We start from the raw sequence: 17,777 nt of genomic DNA on the forward strand, positions 1-17,777 counted from the left end.
GCAGGCGCGGCGCCTTCAACGGAGAGGAGCTGAACGACGATGTCAGCAGCCGGATCGTACACCGCCAAGTTCACCGACGGCCCGCTCGAGGGCAAGACCATCCGCACCGACTTCGCGTCGGACGGGGAGCCGCAAGCTCGCCTGACCGTGCCCGCCGGCACCGCGGGCGACAAGACGTACCTGTACCGCCGTTCCAGCGGCATCGAGTACGCCGAGTCGGACCGCCCGAGCGCGGTCGACTACCGCTACGTCGAGGCCGTGTTCGGCTGAGCCGCGCCGCGGGCCCGGTGCGCCGGGGCCTCCGCCGGCGGCCCCACCCGGGCGGACGCCGCCGGCGGTCCGGCCCGGGCGGACGCCCTGAGGGGGAGCCCCTCGATCGCCGCCGAGACCACCACGCGGGCGACGCCGCCCTCGAGGATGCACTCCTCGAGGGCGGCGCCCAGGCGGCCGGCGATCGCCGCGGCCGCCTCGCACGGCACTCCGGGCACGCGACCCGAGGCGATGTCGGCCGCCGCGAGCGCTGCGGCGTCGGCCGCGCCGATCGTCGTCTGTCGCGCGGCGAGGATCCGTCCGAGCGGAAGCGCCGCGAGGACGATCGCAGCGACGAGCACCAGGATGCCGACGCCCAGCACGGCTCCGCTCCCCCGCTCGTCGCGCAGGGCTCCGCAGCCCCGCCTGGCGGGACCCGGTCGGGACGGGATCACGGCGCACCGCCCTCCGCGCCGCTGTCGTCGAGTGCGCAGCCGCGCGCCGACGACTCCCCCACCCGGCCCAGCCCGGCGACGATCACGGGGGCGCGTACCTCGACGCAGAGCAGGCCACCGTCTCTCTCGGTCGACATCGTGGCCCCCGGTGCCGCCGCGACGGTGCGTGCCGTCGCGGCACCCGCCTCCCCTCGAGCCGCCAGACGCGCCGCGTCGGCCGCCGCGTCGGCGAGCGCGACGGGCAGGAGGGCCGCCCTCGCCACGGTCACGAGGAGCACCGCCAGCACGAGCACGGCGGGGAGCACCACCGCGAACTCGGCCGTCGCCGAGCCCCGGTCGCTGCGAAGGCCGTCATCCCGCACTGAGCGCACGGCGCACCAGCTCGGCGAGCATGCCGCGCACCTCGTCGCCCCGCAGGATCGTGACGAGGAGGCCCGCCAGTCCCACGGCCGCGAGGGTCGCGATCGCGTACTCCGCGGTCGCCGCCCCCGACTCGTCGGCGAGGGCGGATCGGATGCGCGCCCGCCGGGTGAACGTGGCGGTTCCAGTGCGGAGCGTGGGGGTTCGTCGTGTCGGAATCACGGTGTCGTCCTTTCGTGGGGTGGCGAGGAGGGGTGCGGCGATGTGGAGTACGGAAGCGGAGGCGGAGGCGCCGTCATGTCGCGGACGCGAGGAGGGTGAGAAGAGCGAGAAGGGGGTGCGGCGACGTGGATACGGGTGCGGGAGATGTCGTCACGTCGCTGACGCGAGGAGGGCGAGAAGGGGTGCGGCGACGTGGGATACGGGGGCGGAGGCGGAGGCGTCGTCACGTCGCGGACGCGAGGAGGGCGAGGAGGACCGGCGCGACGGCGAGCAGGAGGAACGCGGGCAGGGTGCAGAGCCCGAGCGGCAGCATGAGCCACGTCCCGAGTGCGGCCGTGCGCCGAGCGGCGGCCGCCGCCGCATCGGCCCGGATGCGCCGGGCCTCGTAGCGCAGCAGATCGGCCGGCGGGGCGCCCGAGACCCTCGCCAGCTCGAGCAGCGCCAGCGCCGAGGCATCGGCGTACTCGAGCCGGAACTCCTCGCACGCGTCGCGGGCGAGGCGCCTGGCCCGCGTGGTCGATCCGCCTCCGGCGAGGCCGATCGCGATGAGGTCGAGGGCGAGCCCGGCCTCGACGTCGTCGCGTCTGGCCCGTCGCACGAGTGCTCGGCTCCAGCGGTTCGCGATCACCAGGAGCAGGACCGCACCCGCGACGCAGACCAGTCCCGCGGGGCTGGCGAGCGCCGCGAGCGTGCCGAGGCCGGAGAGCGCACCGCCGAGGGCGGCGACGACCGGCAGCGCGGTGACGAGGCGCGTCGTCGCCACCGGACCGGCGAGCCCGGCCTCGATCTCGCGGTCCATCCGTGCCGAGGTGCCGAGGGACGCCGCCAGGGCCGACAGGAACGGAGCCATCGGGGCACCCGCCTCCGCGGCCACCGCCCACGCGGCCCCGGTCACGCGCCAGGCGCGCCCCGCGGACGCGGCGCGCAGCGCCTCCGGCACCGGCGCTCCGAGCGCCACCGCCTCCGCGACCGCCCGCACCACGTCGGCGGTCGACCGCGCGCGGGGGCTCGAGCCGGAGCGACCCGTGGTGGAGGCCGTGCTCGGCGCGGCGCCGGGAGCGAGCGCGCCGGCGACGTACTCCCAGGCTCGCACCGGGGCGACTCCGGCGCCGACCAGGGCGGCCAGTCTCTCGAGCACCGCGGCGATGTCGTCGTCCTCGGGCCGCCGACCGCTCCGCGCGGCCCCCGCGGCCGGTGTCTCGCGCGGCGCCGCGACAGGGCCCGTGCGCGCTCTCATGACCGCACCGGCTCGGGCCGTGCGTCCAGCATGCCGCGGTCGTCGACGATCAGCCGCCCGACGGCGGCGATCGAACGCGAGCCACCCCGACGTTCGAGGTGCACCACGAGGTCGAAGGCGCTGACGGCCTGCCGCGCCAGGGCGCGGGGCTCGAGGCCGGCGAGCGCCGCCATCGCCTCCAGCCGGGCGGGGACGTCGTCGAGGGCGTTGGCGTGCAGCGTTCCCGCGCCGCCCTCGTGCCCGGTGTTGAGGGCGGTGAGCAGGTCGCGGATCTCGGCGCCGCGGCACTCCCCGACCACGAGGCGGTCCGGTCGCATGCGGAGCGACTGGCGGACGAGCTCGGCCGTGCTGATGCCGCCCGCTCCCTCGAGGTTCGGCTGGCGGGCCTCCAGGGAGACCACGTGGGGATGGGGGATGCGCAGCTCGCGGACATCCTCCACCACCACGATCCGCTCGTCGACGGCACAGCGCGACAGCAGCGCCGCGAGCAACGTGGTCTTCCCCGATCCCGCGGCTCCGGTGATGAGGAGGCCCGACCGGGACCTCACCGCCGCCTCGAGCTGCTCCCGACGGCCCGCGAGCATCCCCGCCGCGTCGAGCTCGTCGAGGTCGAGGACGCGGGATCGGGCGACCCGGATCGAGACGTGGGTCTGGTCCCCCGCCACGGGCGGCAGCACGACGTGCACCCTGAGCTCGCCGAGCCGCACGTCGACGCAGGGCGCCGCCTCGTCGACATGACGACCTCCGAGCGACACCAGATGGGTCGCCCACTCGCGGAGCCTGCGCTCGTCGGGGCAGTCCCACTCCTCGGACTCGAGCCCCGCACCCCGGTCGACCCAGAGACCGCGATGCCCGTTGACCAGGACGTCGGTCACACGTGGATCGGCGAGCTGCCGCTCGAGGGGACGCAGCGCTGCGGCGAGAGCGCGGGACGGCGGGGTGCCGGAGTCGGGCGGGGAGGAGAAGGGGCTGAGCATGCACCGACGCTACGAAGGATGCGGGGCCGGCGGTCGGCCCGGAGAGGATCTGTGGAGCGACGAGCGCTGCGCGGCGCCTGTGGAGGATCCGCGGGCCCTGCGCACCGTCAGGAGCTCGACGTCGAGACACGGAGACGGGGCGTTAAAAGTAAAGGGGCGGCACCCATTGGGGGGAAGGGTGCCGCCGCAGCAACGCTGGATTGGGGGGAATCACTACTGCGCTGCATCCAAACACGAAGTTTGGTACTTGGAGTTTACTCGGCGCGATGCGGCACGCAAACCAGGGCGGCCTTTTCTCAGCGTAACCATAGGCACACCACTGACCGACTGTCACAGTGCTCTCCCGTCACACCCGATCGCGATCCCGCGGGGCGTCTTCGGCTGATCCGGCCGCACATCCACCGCCCTGGGGCAGGATGGGGAGGTGCCCGAATCGCCTGAGGTCGACGCCCTCGCGGGCTTCCTGCGTGAGAACGCCGTCGGAGCGCGCATCGAGGCGGTCGAGCTCATCGAGTTCCGTGCTCTGAAGACCCGTGCGCGTCCGCTCGACGAGCTCGTCGGAGAGACCGTCACGGCGGTGCGACGGTTCGGGAAGCACCTCTCGCTCGACACGACGGGGGCCGATCTCGTGATCTCCTTCGGCCGGGCCGGCTGGGCGACGTGGAGCGACGGCACGGCGCCCACGGACGACGCCGGCAGCGGGCAGGCGGACGGCCCCGCGGTCCTCGCGCGCCTCCGCTTCGACGGCGGCAGGGAGCTGGCCGTCACCGACGCCGGTGACTGGCTCTCGCTCGGGCTCTCGGTGGTCGACGACCCCACGGAGGTGTCGTCCATCGCGAAGCTGGGCCCGGATCCGAGCGCCCGAGGCTACTCGCAGGCCGACCTCGACGCCGTCCTGGTCGGCCGGAGGAAGCAGCTCCGCGCTCTCCTGCAGGAGCAGGAGTCGCTCGCGGGGATCGGCGGCGCCTACTCCGACGAGATCCTCTTCGCCGCGCGACTCGATCCGCTGATGCACGCGTCCGATCTGACCGAGGGCGAGCGCGCACGTCTCTTCGTCGCGCTGCGCCAGGTGCTCGCCGAGGCGTTCGCGGCCTGCGTGGGCGTCCCGATCGACCGGCAGAAGGCGGAGAAGGCGGCGCGGATGCGGGTGCACGGCCGCGCGGGCGAGCCCTGTCCCGAGGGGGACGGGGTGGTGGTCGACGTCCCGGGGACGAAGGGGGCGGGGCAGTACTGCCCCGCCCGCCAGACCCGCTGAGGAGCCGGCTGAGGAGCCCGCGCTACTCGAACTCGACGACGAGCTCCACCTCGACGGGCGAGTCGAGCGGGAGCACGGCGACACCGACGGCCGCCCGCGCGTGCACGCCGATCTCACCGAAGACGTCGTGCAGGAACTCGCTCGCCCCGTTGATCACGCCGGGCTGCCCCACGAACGACGGGTCGGACGCGACGAACCCGTTGACCTTGACGACGCGGGTCACCCGGTCGAGCGAGCCGAGCTCGGCCTCGATCGCGGCGAGGGCGTTGAGAGCGGCCGTCGCGGCGAACGCCTTCGCCTCGGCGGGGTCGACGAGCCCGTCGCCCTCCCCCACCTTGCCGGTGGCCGGCAGGACGCCGCCCACGAACGGCAGCTGTCCGGCCGTGAAGACGAGGTTCCCCGACACCACCGCGGGGACGTAGGCCCCGGCGGGCGCCGGGGTGGTGGGCAGCTCGATGCCGAGCTCGACGAGGCGCTGATCGATCGACACGCTCACGCCTCCGACGACGCGACCGGACGCTTGAAGTAGGCGACCAGCCCGCCCTCGGGTCCGGTCACCACCTGGACGAGCTCCCACCCGTCGGAGCCCCACGTGTTGAGGATGGCAGCGGTGTTGTGGATCATCAGCGGCGTCGTCACATACTCCCAAGCAGGCACGAACGTCTCTCCCATCGCTCATTTAACAGCTTCGTCGTTTACCCTACTCATCATGTCTGCCCCGAAAGCCTCGGCCGGCGGCGTGATCGGTGCAGTCCTGGGGATCGTGGGGATGAGCGTCATCGCCGGCGTCCTGGTCACCGCCATGGTCACGCCCGCCCTCGCCGTCACCGGCATCGCCGCGAACAACTCCATCGGGATGTTCGAGAACCTCCCGAGCTACATCAAGCCCGACCAGCTGGCCGAGAAGACGAACATCTTCGCCAAGGACAGCGCCGGGAACCCCGTGCTGCTCGCGTCGGTCTTCGACCAGGACCGCGAAGAGGTCGGCTGGGACCAGATCTCGCAGTACGTGAAGGACGCGGTGGTCGCCACCGAGGATCCGCGCTTCTACCAGCACGGCGGCGTCGACATCGCGTCCACGCTCCGCGCGGCGGTCGGGAACGCGGCGTCCGGCGGCGTGGAGTCGGGTGCGTCGACCATCTCGATGCAGTACGTGAAGAACATCCTCGTGCAGCGGGCCGACGCGATCACCGACCCGACCCAGCGCGACCAGGCCTACGAGGAGGCCACGCAGACCTCGATCGACCGCAAGCTCAAGGAGATGAAGCTCGCGATCGGCCTCGAGAAGGAGTTCACGAAGGACCAGATCCTCTCGGGCTACCTCAACATCGCCTCGTTCGGTGGGCGGGTGTACGGCATCCAGTCGGCGGCGCGGTACTACTACGGCGTCAACGCCTCCGACCTCACGCTCGCGCAGGCCGCGAGCCTCGTCGCGATCGTGAACGAGCCCAACGGCCTCCGCATCGACGTGCCCGACAACATCCCCGCCAACCAGGCGCGTCGCGACAAGGACGTGCTCGCGTCGATGCTGCGCGAGAACAAGATCACGCAGGCCCAGTACGACGAGGCCATCGCGACGCCGGTGACCCCCGCCATCACGCAGCCCTCGACCGGGTGCACGACGGCCAACGGCCTCGGAGCGGGCTTCTTCTGCGACTACGTCCTGCACATCATCCAGAACGACTCGGTGTTCGGCGCCGACCAGGACACGCGCTGGGAGAACTTCAAGCGCGGCGGCTACCAGGTCTACACCACGCTGGACGTCGACCTGCAGACGCAGGCCACGGCCGCCATCCAGGACTACGTCCCGTACAACTGGGACTTCGACCTCGGGTCGTCGCTCGTGACCGTCCAGCCCGGCACCGGGAAGGTGCTGGCGATGGCGCAGAACAAGGACTTCTCCGCCGACCCCGACGTCCTGGCGGTCACACCCAGCGCGAGCGCGGTGAACTACAGCACCGACTTCGAGTACGGCGGCTCGACGGGCTTCCAGGTCGGATCGACGTACAAGATCTTCACCCTGGCGGACTGGCTGACGACCGGCCATTCGCTGAACGACGTCGTGAACGGCAACAAGACCACGTTCAACCTGTCGAACTTCCGGAACTCCTGCAACGGCGGCTACGGCGGCACGTACTCGCCGGCGAACGACGGCGGCGCGGCTCCGGGCAACATCTCCGTCCTGAGCGCCACCGCCCAGTCGGTGAACAACGCGTTCATCGCCATGGCGCAGAAGCTCGACATGTGCGAGATCACCAAGACCGCCGAGGCCTTCGGTGTGCACCGCGCCGACGGCAACCCTCTGGATCAGAACGTCGCGGCGATCCTCGGCACCAACGAGATCGCCCCGCTCACGATGGCTGCCGCTTTCGCCGGCGTCGCCAACAACGGCGTGTACTGCACCCCGATCGCGATCGACAGCATCACCGACTCGCAGGGCAACGGCATCGAGGTCCCCAAGTCGACCTGCACCCAGGCCGTCGAGCCCAAGGTCGCCGCGACCATGCTCTACGCGCTGCAGGGCGTCATCAACAACGGAACGGCCACGGCCTCGAATCCCCGCGACGGCATCGCCCACTTCGGCAAGACCGGAACGACGGACTCCGAGAAGGACACCTGGTTCGTCGGCGGCAGCTCGAAGCTGGCCACCGCGGTCTGGGTCGGGAACACGGTCGGCACGGTCTCCATCCGCAACTCCACCATCAGGGGCAACAGCGGCGGAAACCTGCGCCACTACATCTGGAAGCAGTACATGACGGCGGCCGACGGCAAGTACGGCGGTGACGACTTCCCGAGCCCCGACTCGACGCTCCTCAACGGCGTGCAGGTCGCCATCCCGAACGTCGTGGGCATGACCATCGATGCCGCGAAGGCAGCTCTGGCGGGTGCCGGGTTCGAGATGCAGGACGGCGGTCCGATCGACTCGTCGGCCCCGGCGGGCACCGTCGTCTCGACGAACCCGACCGGCAGCGCCTCGCGTGGCTCCACCATCACGGTCAACACCTCGAACGGCACGCTCGTGAAGGTGCCGAACGTGGTGGGTCAGAAGGCGTCGGATGCGGCCGCACAGCTGATCGGAGCAGGGCTGACCCCCACGGGCATCCCCTCGAACAACCAGCAAGGGGTCGTCTCGGCGCAGAACCCGCCGGCAGACTCCGAGGTGCCTCGTGGCACGGCGGTGGCACTGACCGTCGGCGCCGCCCTACCCGGTCGATGACCGCCCGTTCGGCCGCGACCGCCCTCGGGGTGGTCGCGGCCGCCGGCGCGGGCGCGTTCGCCTACGGGACCTTCGTCGAGCGCAAGCTCTACACGCTGCGCCGCGGGACCATGCCGATCCTCCCGGCCGGCGCTGCTCCGATCCGGGTGCTGCACCTGTCCGACCTGCACATGGCGCCCTGGCAGCGTGACAAGCAGCGCTGGATCCGCGGACTCGCCCGGCTCGAGCCCGATTTGATGATCGACACGGGCGACAACCTCGGGCACCGCGACGCGATCCCCGCGGTGCGGGAGGCGCTCGAGGTCTTCCGCGGGATCCCCGGGGTGTTCGTGCACGGATCCAACGACTACTTCGGTCCGTCGTTCAAGAACCCGCTGCGCTACTTCACCGGCCCGTCGAAGCTCCACGGTTCCGTCGAGCTCCTCGACACGGCCGCGCTCACCGCCGTGTTCGAGTCGTTCGGCTGGCTCGACCTCGACAATCGCGCCGGCCGACTCACCGTCAATGGCACCGTGCTCGACTTCGCCGGTGTCGACGATCCCCACCGCCACTACGACCAGCTCGACCTGGCGACCCGCGCCCTCGACGAGGTGCGGCGTGGGTCTGCGGAGGGCGAGGGCGTCCTCGTCGGTGTCGCCCACGCGCCGTACCAGCGGGTCCTCGACGCGTTCGTCGATCTCGGGTCGTCCGCGATCTTCGCCGGCCACACGCACGGCGGGCAGGTCTGCGTGCCCGGGTTCGGCGCCCTGGTCACCAACTGCGACATCCCCCGCCGTCAGGTCAAGGGGCTCAGCAGCTGGGCCCACGCCGGACGCAGCGCGGACCTCAACGTCTCCGCCGGACTCGGGACGTCGATCTACGCACCCTTCCGCTTCGCCTGCCGTCCGGAGGCGTCGCTGATCACCCTCACCGCGGCCCCGGCGTGAGGTGGCGTGCGAGCGCCGATTTATCGGCTATCCTTGATGAGGCCTCGGCGCGACAGCGCTGAATCCTTCGGGGTGTGGCGCAGCTTGGTAGCGCGCCTCGTTCGGGACGAGGAGGCCGTGGGTTCGAATCCCGCCACCCCGACAGGCGAAGCCGGTCAGCGAACAGCTGGCCGGCTTCTCTCGTCTCCTGGTCGTGCCTCTCCGAAGGCCCTCTCGGTTCAGGATGTGACGTCGACCGTGAACGTCACGGTCGTGCCCGTGGACGAGTTGCTCATCGTGACCTCGGTGGAGCCGGTGGCGAGCGCCTCGAAGCCGGGGTTGAACTGGGCGCTGCCCGAGGACGAGCCGGGCTCGAAGCGGAGCACGGAGGGGTCGGACACCTCGGCGGTCCAGTCGGCGAGCGGCTCGGTGTCGGAGGTGAGCACCAGGGCGTTGCCGAGCGGGACCTCGACCGTGGTGCCGTCGACGTCGGACACGGCCACGATGATCGGCGCCACCACTCCGGCCGACGAGCTCGCGCTGGACGTCGGAGAGGGCGCGGGCGTCGACGAGGACGACGAGCACGCCGCGAGCCCGCCGGAAGCGGCGAGGAGGAGAGCGGCGGCGACGGCGAGGCGGAGGGCAGGGCGGCGGTGGTGAGACATCGGTGTTCCCCCAGGGTCGGGCCGGGAGCGCGGGATGCGTCCGGTAGCGCGAGGCTACCAAACCCCGCCGCTCGGGCGCGCCCGACTCAGCGGGCGGCGCGCCCACGACTCAGCGGGCGAGGCACCCGTGCGACTCAGCGCGCGAGGCGCCCGTGCGACTCCTCGAGGTAGCACTGGCCGCAGAGCGACTCGTACGTGACGTCCTCGCCGTCGATGGCGACCTGATCGCCGTCGAACACGAACGAGTCGCCGATCCTGCGCGCGTTGAAGATCGCCTTGCGGCCGCACCGGCAGATCGTCTTGAGCTCCTCGAGGCTGTGCGCGATCTCGAGCAGTCTGATGCTGCCGGGGAACCCGTTGGTCTGGAAGTCGTTGCGGATGCCGTAGGCGAGCACCGGGACCGCATCCATGATGGCGATGCGCAGCATGTCGTCGACCTGCTCGGCGGTGAGGAACTGCGCCTCGTCGACGAGAAGGCAGCTGACGTCGATCCCGGTGAGGGCGACCTGCTCGTCTCGGCGTCGGCCGAACTCCTCGCGGACGTCGGTGTCGGGGGCGATCACGAAGTCGACCTCGCGGTCGACGCCGAGGCGCGACACGATCAGAGTGTCGCCCTTGGTGTCGACCGAGGGCTTCGCGAGGAGGACGTGCTGACCGCGTTCCTCGTAGTTGAACGCGGCCTGCAGCAGCGCGGTGCTCTTGCCGCTATTCATCGCCCCGAACCGGAAGTACAGTTTCGCCACCTAAGAGATCCTAGGCGGGGCGCCCTCAGAACAGGGCGAGCTGCTGGTCGACCGCGGACGCCGGCGGGAAGGCCGGGCCCGCACCGCCGCGACGGCCGGTCACCGGAACCCGCAGGTCGCTCGACCCCCGGGTGACGACGGGCCCTCCCGTGCCGCTCGCCTCGGCCCCGCGGGTGAGCCGGTGCTTGCGGAGCAGCGGCCGCATCCGCTCCTCCAGCCACCGACGGTACTCGGCGGGAGCGTAGGCGCCCCGGGAGTACAACCGTGCGTAGGCGGGCATGAGCTCCGGATGCTCGCGGCCGAGCCAGGCCAGGTACCACTGCTTCACACCGGGCTTGAGGTGGAGCGGCGTCCACACCACGGATGTGGCCCCGGACTCGGCGACCATGCCGAGGGCGCGGTCGAGGTGCTCGACCGTGTCGGTGAGGAGCGGCAGGATCGGCATGAGGAACACCTGGCACGGCAGCCCCTTCTCGCGCACCGCCCGCACCGTGGCGAGCCGGGCCTTCGTCGAGGGCGTCCCGGGCTCGACCGAGGCCTGCAGCTCGTCGTCGTAGACCGCGATCGACATCGCCAGGCTCACGGGCACCTCCTCGGCCGCGTCGGCGATGAGATCGAGGTCACGTCGGAGCAGCGAGCCCTTGGTGAGGATGGAGAACGGCGCTCCCGCGGTGGTGAGCTCGCGGAGGATGCCGGGCATGAGCGAGTATCGACCCTCGGCCCGCTGGTACGGGTCGGTGTTGGTGCCGAGCGCCACCGCGGGCACTCCCCCGGCCTCGGTGGTCGCCTTGGCCCAGCGCGGACGCCGCAGCTCCGCGGCCAGGACCTCGGCGACGTTGACCTTGACCACGATCTCGCGGTCGAAGCCGTCGCCCGCACCCAGCTCGAGGTAGTCGTGGGTGGGACGGGCGAAGCAGTAGACGCAGGCGTGGGAGCAGCCGCGGTACGGATTGATGGTCCACGCGTTCGGCATCGCACTGCTGGTGCCCGGCACGTGGTTCAGCGCGCTCTTGGCGAGGACCTCGTGGAAGGTGACGCCGGCGAACTCCGGGGTCGTCACCGACCGCACGAGCTGGTTGAGCTTCGCCAGCCCCGGCAGGGCCGAGGGCGTGTCGGTCGTGAGCTGCTGCGCATCCCATCTCATGCCGACATTCGAACACAGTTTCGAACATCCGGCAAGCACGCCGCCCGAGCGTCGTCAGACCTCGTAGATCTCGAGGGGCTGGTCGTCGGGGTCGAAGAAGAACATCATGCGCTTCTGCGTGTACGGGTCGATGCGGACGTCCTCGCAGCGCACGCCCTTGTCCAGCAGCTCGGCACGCGCCTGCTCCACCGAGGGGACGGCGAACGCGAGGTGGCGCAGGCCCGTCGACTCCGGCCACGACCTGCGTGGGGGCGGAGACGGGAACGAGAACAGCTCGATGAGGTACTCGCCGTTCAGCGCGAGATCGCCCTTCCAGGAGTCGCGCTCGGCGCGGTGGTGCTCGACGAGGAGCTTGCAGCCGAGCACGTCGAGGTAGAACGCCTTCGAGCGCTCGTAGTCGGTCGCGATGATCGCGATGTGGTGCACACGGAGGATCTGCACGAACCGTCTCCTTTAAGTGTTTAGCGGGATGAGAGGACCCGATACTCTCATCCCGCAAGGACGCCCCGCGCCGCAGTCGTGAGTTGCCGTTACCCTTACGGCCACGAGCAGCCGCGCTGATGGCGCGCCCCGTGCCACACAGAGTACACGGAAGCCGTCCTGCTCCCTCGTCGGCCGAGATTTTTCCTTCCTGTAACACACTGCGGCGGGGAGGCGAGGTAATCTCGGTCTCGTGATGGGGATCGTGGTTGTTCGAGCATCGGACACGGTGGCTCACCTCTTCGAGGAGGGCGCCGATGTCGACAGGGACATGCCGGTGGGCACGGCGTACCGGCTTCGCGACGGGTGGCATCTGAAGCACGCCCGCCGACATGACAGGTTCGCCTGGGTGGGGCCGTACGACTCCCCCGAGGAGGCGGCGGAGCACTACACGCCGATCGAGGCCACCGGGCCCATCCCGCGCATCGCGGTCTGAGCCCTACCTCTCCTCGCCGTCGCGCCGGGCCGCGATCTCGGCGTGCGAGTAGCTGACGCCGGGGTTGAGCCCGAGCCTCTGCCGGGCATACGCCGCGAGCAGATGCCTGCGGTGGGTGGCGCGACCGAGACGGACGGTGCGCGCTCGCATCGTGTACGCGTCGAGGTAGGCGATGTCCGGTGCGGCGACCGGAGCCCTGCGACGCGACCCGAGGCCCGCCGCAGCCAGGATGTGGAGGAAGGCCTGGGTCGACCCGAGCGCGCTGGCGAGATCCACGCCGGGGGCGATCGACGGGAGCGAGGCCGACGAGCCGTCGGGAGCCGCGGTCGTCAGCGTCACGAGAGCCCGCAGATCGCTGTACGGCGGGATGTAGGGCAGGAACCTCGTGTAGTCGAGCGTGGCCTGGGCGATCTCGTCGAGGGGCGCCGTCTCCGACAGCCCGAGGAAGCGCTCGAAGGTCCACCGCGAGCGCGGCAGGAACGACGTGACGGTCGCGGCGAACCCGACGTTGACGACGAGCACGTCGGGGATGCCGAGGCGTCGGGCCTCGCGCGCGATCCCTGTGCCGATCTCGGGCTGCGTCGACTCCGACTCGTCGAAGACGAGGGTGGCGCCGTCCAGGAACTCGGCCACGCTGTCGACCGTCACGCCCTCCCGGTAGACGTGGACGACGGCGCGGGGGTTGATGTCGCGCACGTGCTCGCGGAAGACGTCGGCCTTCATCCGGCCGTAGGTGGAGGCGGCCGCGCCGGGCACACGGTTCGCGTTCTGCGGCTCGAACACCTCCGGGTCGGCGATCGCGAAGCTCCCCACACCCATCCGGGCCAGCTTGGTCCCGAGCTGGAAGCCCACACCCCCGACCCCGGCGATGGCGACCCGTGCTTCGAGGAGCGCCTGCTGCTCCGCCTCGCTCCAGAATCCGTAGTTGCGCGAGAACTCCGGCGAGGAGGTCGACCTCATGTCGCTCCCGGTCAGCCTTCCGAGCGGGAGACGCGGCCGAAGTACTCCAGGGCGCCGTCGGCGTCCATCAGCTGCTGCAGGATGGTGGCGTTCCGCTCGGTGATGCGCTCGGCCGAGCCGGTGAGGTCGAACTCGACGGGCAGGTTGTAGTCGAGGTAATGCTCGATGTACCGCGGCTCGCCGATCCGGCTGATCGCCAGCACTCCGGCGAGCAGACGCTCGAGCCAGGGCTCGATGATCGCGAAGGTGCGCCCGACGTCATGCCCGGAGAAGTAGGCGGACATGAGGGCGAAGAGGTGCCACTGGATGAGCTCCTGCATCGCGACGCGCTCGTGGCGGGCGATCACCCGCGACACCTCGACGCTGCCGGCGGGCAGCGGGTCGTCGGCGAACAGCTCGGGACAGAAGTCCTCCACGGGAAGCGGCCGGTCGACGCCGTCGGCCCCCTTGATGATGGTACGGGCCACCCCGACGATCCTGACCCCGTCGGGTGCGTTCTCGAGCACCGCGAAGGTGACGGAGCGCGCGTCGTCCGGATCGCGGTCGGTGCCGTCCTCGGAGAGGTCGCTCGGATCGAGCTGCCCGGTCTGATCGACGTAGACACGGCGACGGAAGTCGAAGTGCGAGCGGTACACCGCCTCCATGCCCGGCACGGCGACGCCGTTGATCGCGATGATGCCGGTGGCCAGTCGCGCGGAGCGCTCGGTGTCGAACGCGGTCGAGGACGTGACGACCGGGATGACGGCGGAGTTCGAGACGGAGCGGTCGACGCGCGTCACGGGCGGGCGTCTCCCTCTGATCCGGCCGGCGCGAGGGCTGACCCCGCCGGCGCGAGGGCTGATCCCGGCAGCGCGGGGGCGGGCGTCAACGACATGGCGTACAGCATCCAGCCCCCATCGAGTCACCGTTCGTGGATACCCGGTGACGCGCCGTAATAAGCTGGTCGCCGATGACCCGAGCATAGGAGCGCCACTCCCGCGATTGCAACTTGGGACATTATGTCTCAAAATGATGTCGGAGAGGGTGGCGATGTCGGAGAACAGCTGGACCAAGCCGGGTCCCGGACGTGCACGGGCGTCCCGCGATGAGGTGCGCTCGACCCTCCTCCAGACCGCGATCGACCTCGTCAACACGAACGGGCTGACGGTCGGGTTCGAGCACCTCCTCATGGACGACCTGATCAAGGAGGCCGGGGTCCCCCGCAGCTCCGTCTACCGGATCTGGGAGTCGAAGGAGGCGTTCTTCGAGGACCTCCTCACGGAGGTGGCCAACCAGGTGCAGCCCGGCCGGGCCGACGAGGAGTCGCTCGTGGCCACCTGGGAGTACCTCGGGTTCCGGGCCGACGAGCTGCGCACGCCCGAGGGCCGTCGCCGCGTCCTGTTCGACGTCACCGGCATCGCGGCCGAGCAGAACTTCGAGACCGTGACGTCGTCCATCCAGTGGCGCACGTACGTCGCGCTCTCCTCCACCGCGCTCTCCTACCCCGATGAGCGGCTCCGCGAGCGCATCGTCGCCGAGCTGCGCAACAGCGAGCTGGCCTTCCTCGACACGATGGAGGTCTTCTACCGCAACATCGTGCCCACCGTGGGCTTCATGCTGCGGCCCGACCTCGATGACGACTACCGTCCGTTCGTCCTCGCCTCGGCCGCCATCATCGAGGGCCTGGGCATCGCCCGGACCACGATCCCCGACATCGTCGAGACGCACTACACGGTCGACAACGACGGCCGTCAGGCCGAGATGTCGCTCGCCTCGATGGCCTACCTCGGCATCATCAACACGTTCCTCGTGCCCGACCCCTCGTACGACGCCGAGGCGGCGATCGCCCGCCTCTCGTCGGGGATCGACGAGATGCCCATCGTCGAGGTCCGCCGCCGCGGCGAGGCCTGATCGCCGCACGACCACATGCCTAGAGCGTCGAGCTAGCGACACGCTTCACTACACACGACGCTAACTAGTAGCACGCCTCCCGTTCGAGGGCCCGGAGCCCGTCGTGCTCGCCGCCCGGCGGGCGAGGCGCCATCGCCGCGGGATTAGGCTTGTCGAGTCATGGCCCAGTCCCTGCCCAGCCCCGTCACCGCCCGCATCCCCCCGGCGATCGAGCACCCCGCCGAACGCATGCGCGCGGCGCTCGATGCGGCACGCGCGGGATCGCCCACCCAGGCCGACGCGGAGGTGCTCTTCGCCGCCAGGGGCGCGGACCTCGACGAGCTGCTGGAGGTCGCCTCGCGGATGCGGGACGAGGGCCTCGAGCGTCGCGGCACCCCGGGCGTGATCACCTACTCGAAGAAGGTGTTCATCCCGGTCACGAAGCTCTGTCGCGACCGCTGCCACTACTGCATCTTCGTCGAGACGCCGGGCGGTCTGGCTCGCAACCACGAGCCCACCTACCTCTCGCGCGAGGAGATCCTCGACATCGCGCGCGAGGGCGCGGCCCTCGGCTGCAAGGAGGCGCTCTTCACCCTGGGCGACCGCCCGGAGGACCGCTGGAAGCAGGCGCGCGCCTGGCTCGACGAGCACGGCTACGCCTCCACCATCGACTACCTGCGCGACATGGCCCAGGCCGTGCTCGAGGAGACCGGCCTCCTGCCCCACATGAACCCCGGGGTGATGTCGTGGGCCGAGCTGCAGACGCTCCGTCCGGTCGCGCCGTCGATGGGCATGATGCTCGAGACCACCGCCACCCGTCTCTGGTCCGAGAAGGGCGGCGTGCACTACGGCTCGCCCGACAAGGATCCGGCGCTCCGCCTCCGGGTGATCGACGACGCGGGTCGCTCGCGGGTGCCGTTCACGACGGGCGTCCTGCTGGGCATCGGCGAGACGGATGCGGAGCGCGCCGAGGCGCTGTTCGAGATCCGCCGCTCGCACGAGACCTTCGGGCACGTGCAGGAGACGATCGTCCAGAACTTCCGCGCGAAGCCGCGCACCGCGATGCAGAACGAGGCCGACCTCGCCCTGCAGGAGTACATCGCCGCCGTCGCGGTGGCCCGTGTCGTCATGGGGCCGGATGCGACCATCCAGGCTCCCCCGAACCTCACCGACCAGCAGGAGCTCGACCTGCTCGTGCGCGCCGGCATCGACGACTGGGGCGGCGTCAGCCCGCTCACTCCCGACCACGTCAACCCGGAGCGCCCCTGGCCGCACCTCGACGATCTCGCCACGCTGACCCGCTCGACCGGGTACGAGCTCCGCGAGCGCCTCACCGCGCATCCGCAGTACCTGACCGAGCGCGACGAGTGGATCGACCCGCGGGTGTGGGAGCACGTCGACGCCCTCGTCGACCCCGAGACGCACCTGGCCGACGAGTCGGCCTCCGTGGTGGGCCGCCCCTGGTCGCCGTCACCGGCCGTCGCCGCGCGCACGACCCCGAGGAGCCACGCCGCGTCGACGCACGTCGACCCGGCCGTGCGCGACGCCCTCGACGCCGTGGCGCAGGCCGGCCCCGAGCTCGACGACGCCGGGTTCGTCGCGCTCCTCTCCGCTCGCGGCGAGCAGCTCGACGAGCTCTCCGCCCTCGCCGACGCACGCCGACGCACCGCGGTCGGCGACGCGATCTCCGTGGTCGTCAATCGCAACCTCGACACCGGCGCCGTGATCCGCGACCCCCGTCTCCTCGAGTCGCTCACGGCGGAGGCCGTCGAGCTGGGCGCCTCCGAGGTCTGCCTGCAGGGACCTGTCCCCGCCGACGCTCCCGCCGAGTCCTACCTCGAGATCCCGCGACGCATCAAGGCGGTCGCTCCGGACCTGCACCTGCACGCCTTCCGCCCCGCCGAGGTGCTCGACGCCTCGCGGCGGCTCGGGCTCTCGCTCGACGAGACCGTCGCGGCGCTGCGCGACGCGGGCGTCGACACGATGCCCGGCACGGGTGCCCGGATCCTCGACGACGACGTGCGCTCGCTGCTCGGCGGAGGCGCCGAGACCACGGTCGAGCAGTGGGTGGCGTCGATCACCGCGGCGCATCGCGCCGGCGTCCGCACCACGTCGACGATGGTGTTCGGTCACGTCGAGACGCTCGCGCAGCGCGTCGCGCATCTGCGGATGCTCGCCTCGATCCAGGATCGGACGGGCGGCTTCACCGAGTTCATCCCGATGCCGTACGTGCCGTGGGAGGCGCTGCCCGCGGTCGCGGCCCGCGTGCCCGACGGCCCGAGCACCGACGACGAGCGGGCGCTCCACGCCGTCGCACGCCTGATGCTCGCCGGCCGCATCGACCACGTGCAGGCGGCCTGGACCAAGCTCGGCACCGCCACCGCCCAGCGCGTCCTCGTCGGCGGGGCCGACGATCTGGGCGGCGTCCTCCTCGACGGCGACGTCGATCCGCTCGCCGGCGCCGAGGCGCACCGTCAGCTCACCCTCGAGCACGTCTCCCGGCTCGCCGCCGAGCTCGGTCGTCCGGTGCGGCTGCGCCGCACCGACTACTCCGACGCCCTGGCGCCGACCGGCCGCGCCGTCGGCACCGAGGCGGCCTGAGC

The 17,777-nt window shown here is 71.3% G+C and carries 20 protein-coding genes and 1 tRNA gene; 8 read left to right on the forward strand and 13 right to left on the reverse strand.

The genetic code is table 11. The annotated features are described in order from the left end of the window. Positions 1 to 39 precede the first annotated feature (39 nt). The gene (locus IEX69_RS06255) at positions 40 to 270 is read left to right on the forward strand and encodes a DUF8847 domain-containing protein (RefSeq protein WP_085020208.1); all 231 of its coding nucleotides are present in this window, start codon (positions 40 to 42) and stop codon (positions 268 to 270) included. Here IEX69_RS06255 and IEX69_RS06260 read toward each other — a convergent pair. The 5 genes from IEX69_RS06260 to IEX69_RS06280 form a co-directional block, all read right to left on the reverse strand. Further along, a complete protein-coding gene (locus tag IEX69_RS06260) occupies positions 246 to 704 on the reverse strand; it encodes an Rv3654c family TadE-like protein (protein WP_229756250.1) in 459 nt (152 codons plus the stop codon). The two genes, IEX69_RS06255 and IEX69_RS06260, sit on opposite strands and share 25 nt — an antisense overlap. Next, positions 701 to 1,075, reverse strand: coding sequence for a TadE family type IV pilus minor pilin (locus tag IEX69_RS06265; protein ID WP_085020209.1), 375 nt, complete (start codon positions 1,073 to 1,075; stop codon positions 701 to 703). The genes IEX69_RS06260 and IEX69_RS06265 overlap by 4 nt, the downstream gene beginning before the upstream one ends. Then, positions 1,056 to 1,286: a DUF4244 domain-containing protein gene (locus IEX69_RS06270; protein ID WP_085020210.1), complete on the reverse strand. Its 231-nt coding sequence runs from the start codon at positions 1,284 to 1,286 to the stop codon at positions 1,056 to 1,058. Before IEX69_RS06270 ends, IEX69_RS06265 begins: the two co-directional genes overlap by 20 nt. 223 nt (positions 1,287 to 1,509) lie before the next feature. Beyond that, complete coding sequence (locus IEX69_RS06275) at positions 1,510 to 2,523, reverse strand: type II secretion system F family protein (protein WP_085020211.1); 1,014 nt, start codon at positions 2,521 to 2,523, stop codon at positions 1,510 to 1,512. Then, the gene (locus IEX69_RS06280; protein WP_085020212.1) at positions 2,520 to 3,500 is read right to left on the reverse strand and encodes a TadA family conjugal transfer-associated ATPase; all 981 of its coding nucleotides are present in this window, start codon (positions 3,498 to 3,500) and stop codon (positions 2,520 to 2,522) included. Before IEX69_RS06280 ends, IEX69_RS06275 begins: the two co-directional genes overlap by 4 nt. Positions 3,501 to 3,924: 424 nt before the next feature. Here IEX69_RS06280 and IEX69_RS06285 point away from each other — a divergent pair, with 424 nt between their 5' ends. After that, entirely contained in the window at positions 3,925 to 4,755 is an 831-nt protein-coding gene (locus tag IEX69_RS06285) for a DNA-formamidopyrimidine glycosylase family protein (RefSeq protein ID WP_085020213.1), read from the forward strand. 22 nt (positions 4,756 to 4,777) lie between these two features. Here IEX69_RS06285 and IEX69_RS06290 read toward each other — a convergent pair whose 3' ends face one another. Together IEX69_RS06290 and sp36 are read right to left on the reverse strand one after the other, a co-directional pair. Further along, positions 4,778 to 5,245 (reverse strand): RidA family protein, encoded by a 468-nt coding sequence (locus tag IEX69_RS06290; protein ID WP_229756251.1) that lies wholly within the window; start codon positions 5,243 to 5,245, stop codon positions 4,778 to 4,780. A 2-nt stretch (positions 5,246 to 5,247) separates the two neighbouring features. Further along, positions 5,248 to 5,412, reverse strand: coding sequence for a Sp36 family protein (gene sp36, locus IEX69_RS20845; RefSeq protein ID WP_229756252.1), 165 nt, complete (start codon positions 5,410 to 5,412; stop codon positions 5,248 to 5,250). A gap of 52 nt (positions 5,413 to 5,464) precedes the next feature. On the opposite strand from sp36, the gene IEX69_RS06295 reads away from it, so the two are divergent. The 3 genes from IEX69_RS06295 to IEX69_RS06305 all read left to right on the forward strand — a co-directional run bounded on the left by IEX69_RS06295 (position 5,465) and on the right by IEX69_RS06305 (position 9,040). Further along, positions 5,465 to 7,972, forward strand: a complete 2,508-nt coding sequence (locus tag IEX69_RS06295; protein ID WP_229756253.1) for a transglycosylase domain-containing protein — start codon at positions 5,465 to 5,467, stop codon at positions 7,970 to 7,972. Next, positions 7,969 to 8,898: a metallophosphoesterase gene (locus tag IEX69_RS06300; protein ID WP_085020216.1), complete on the forward strand. Its 930-nt coding sequence runs from the start codon at positions 7,969 to 7,971 to the stop codon at positions 8,896 to 8,898. Before IEX69_RS06295 ends, IEX69_RS06300 begins: the two co-directional genes overlap by 4 nt. Before the next feature lie 68 nt (positions 8,899 to 8,966). Then, positions 8,967 to 9,040: transfer RNA gene (locus IEX69_RS06305), tRNA-Pro, on the forward strand. Positions 9,041 to 9,116: 76 nt separating this feature from the next. Here IEX69_RS06305 and IEX69_RS06310 read toward each other — a convergent pair. The 4 genes from IEX69_RS06310 to IEX69_RS06325 all read right to left on the reverse strand — a co-directional run bounded on the left by IEX69_RS06310 (position 9,117) and on the right by IEX69_RS06325 (position 11,870). Next, complete coding sequence (locus tag IEX69_RS06310; RefSeq protein WP_085020217.1) at positions 9,117 to 9,542, reverse strand: hypothetical protein; 426 nt, start codon at positions 9,540 to 9,542, stop codon at positions 9,117 to 9,119. A 134-nt stretch (positions 9,543 to 9,676) separates the two neighbouring features. After that, the gene (locus tag IEX69_RS06315) at positions 9,677 to 10,285 is read right to left on the reverse strand and encodes a thymidine kinase (protein WP_085020218.1); all 609 of its coding nucleotides are present in this window, start codon (positions 10,283 to 10,285) and stop codon (positions 9,677 to 9,679) included. A 25-nt stretch (positions 10,286 to 10,310) separates the two neighbouring features. After that, entirely contained in the window at positions 10,311 to 11,429 is a 1,119-nt protein-coding gene (locus IEX69_RS06320) for an Rv2578c family radical SAM protein (RefSeq protein WP_085020219.1), read from the reverse strand. A gap of 54 nt (positions 11,430 to 11,483) precedes the next feature. After that, the gene (locus tag IEX69_RS06325) at positions 11,484 to 11,870 is read right to left on the reverse strand and encodes a VOC family protein (protein WP_085020220.1); all 387 of its coding nucleotides are present in this window, start codon (positions 11,868 to 11,870) and stop codon (positions 11,484 to 11,486) included. Positions 11,871 to 12,138: 268 nt separating this feature from the next. Here IEX69_RS06325 and IEX69_RS06330 point away from each other — a divergent pair, with 268 nt between their 5' ends. Further along, a complete protein-coding gene (locus tag IEX69_RS06330; RefSeq protein WP_157127217.1) occupies positions 12,139 to 12,345 on the forward strand; it encodes a hypothetical protein in 207 nt (68 codons plus the stop codon). 3 nt (positions 12,346 to 12,348) lie between these two features. Here the strand turns inward: IEX69_RS06330 and IEX69_RS06335 are convergent, their stop codons facing one another. Both IEX69_RS06335 and IEX69_RS06340 read right to left on the reverse strand, forming a co-directional pair. After that, positions 12,349 to 13,305 (reverse strand): ThiF family adenylyltransferase, encoded by a 957-nt coding sequence (locus tag IEX69_RS06335; RefSeq protein WP_085020222.1) that lies wholly within the window; start codon positions 13,303 to 13,305, stop codon positions 12,349 to 12,351. An 11-nt stretch (positions 13,306 to 13,316) separates the two neighbouring features. Further along, positions 13,317 to 14,084: a hypothetical protein gene (locus IEX69_RS06340; protein WP_085020223.1), complete on the reverse strand. Its 768-nt coding sequence runs from the start codon at positions 14,082 to 14,084 to the stop codon at positions 13,317 to 13,319. A gap of 250 nt (positions 14,085 to 14,334) precedes the next feature. On the opposite strand from IEX69_RS06340, the gene IEX69_RS06345 reads away from it, so the two are divergent. After that, positions 14,335 to 15,195, forward strand: a complete 861-nt coding sequence (locus IEX69_RS06345; protein ID WP_162818521.1) for a TetR/AcrR family transcriptional regulator — start codon at positions 14,335 to 14,337, stop codon at positions 15,193 to 15,195. Between the two features lie 159 nt (positions 15,196 to 15,354). Then, entirely contained in the window at positions 15,355 to 17,775 is a 2,421-nt protein-coding gene (gene cofG / locus IEX69_RS06350) for a 7,8-didemethyl-8-hydroxy-5-deazariboflavin synthase CofG (protein ID WP_157127218.1), read from the forward strand. Positions 17,776 to 17,777: the final 2 nt, after the last annotated feature.

Origin of the sequence: Cnuibacter physcomitrellae (assembly GCF_014640535.1) — a bacterium.
GTDB lineage: Bacteria > Actinomycetota > Actinomycetes > Actinomycetales > Microbacteriaceae > Cnuibacter > Cnuibacter physcomitrellae.